Source organism: Streptomyces sp. NPDC091281 (genome assembly GCF_044757425.1).
In the GTDB taxonomy this organism is placed as follows: Bacteria; Actinomycetota; Actinomycetes; order Streptomycetales; family Streptomycetaceae; genus Streptomyces.
The window spans coordinates 1-1,214 of the sequence record NZ_JBIVUY010000032.1 but is presented as its reverse complement, the minus strand read 5'-3'; the positions used below and the strand labels follow the sequence as shown (position 1 = coordinate 1,214).

Below are 1,214 nucleotides of genomic sequence, written 5' to 3'. Positions count from 1 at the left end.
AACACAGTGGACGCGAGCAACTGAGGACAAGCCCTCGGCCTATTAGTACCGGTCACCTCCACACGTTACCGTGCTTCCAGATCCGGCCTATCAACCCAGTCGTCTACTGGGAGCCTTACCCCATCAAGTGGGTGGGAGTCCTCATCTCGAAGCAGGCTTCCCGCTTAGATGCTTTCAGCGGTTATCCCTCCCGAACGTAGCCAACCAGCCATGCCCTTGGCAGAACAACTGGCACACCAGAGGTTCGTCCGTCCCGGTCCTCTCGTACTAGGGACAGCCCTTCTCAAGACTCCTACGCGCACAGCGGATAGGGACCGAACTGTCTCACGACGTTCTAAACCCAGCTCGCGTACCGCTTTAATGGGCGAACAGCCCAACCCTTGGGACCGACTCCAGCCCCAGGATGCGACGAGCCGACATCGAGGTGCCAAACCATCCCGTCGATATGGACTCTTGGGGAAGATCAGCCTGTTATCCCCGGGGTACCTTTTATCCGTTGAGCGACGGCGCTTCCACAAGCCACCGCCGGATCACTAGTCCCGACTTTCGTCCCTGCTCGACCCGTCGGTCTCACAGTCAAGCTCCCTTGTGCACTTACACTCAACACCTGATTGCCAACCAGGCTGAGGGAACCTTTGGGCGCCTCCGTTACTCTTTAGGAGGCAACCGCCCCAGTTAAACTACCCATCAGACACTGTCCCTGATCCGGATCACGGACCCAGGTTAGACATCCAGCACGACCAGAGTGGTATTTCAACGACGACTCCACCTGAACTGGCGTCCAAGCTTCACAGTCTCCCACCTATCCTACACAAGCCGAACCGAACACCAATATCAAACTGTAGTAAAGGTCCCGGGGTCTTTCCGTCCTGCTGCGCGAAACGAGCATCTTTACTCGTAGTGCAATTTCACCGGGCCTATGGTTGAGACAGTCGAGAAGTCGTTACGCCATTCGTGCAGGTCGGAACTTACCCGACAAGGAATTTCGCTACCTTAGGATGGTTATAGTTACCACCGCCGTTTACTGGCGCTTAAGTTCTCAGCTTCGCCACACCGAAATGTGACTAACCGGTCCCCTTAACGTTCCAGCACCGGGCAGGCGTCAGTCCGTATACATCGCCTTACGGCTTCGCACGGACCTGTGTTTTTAGTAAACAGTCGCTTCTCGCTGGTCTCTGCGGCCACCCCCAGCTCGAGCAGCAAGTGCTCTCACC

Annotated in this window: 1 rRNA gene; it reads right to left on the bottom strand. The window is 56.4% G+C overall.

The annotated features are described in order from the left end of the window. Positions 1–22: 22 nt before the first annotated feature. Positions 23–1,214 (bottom strand): 23S ribosomal RNA (locus tag ACIQPQ_RS37560); the annotation flags it as partial.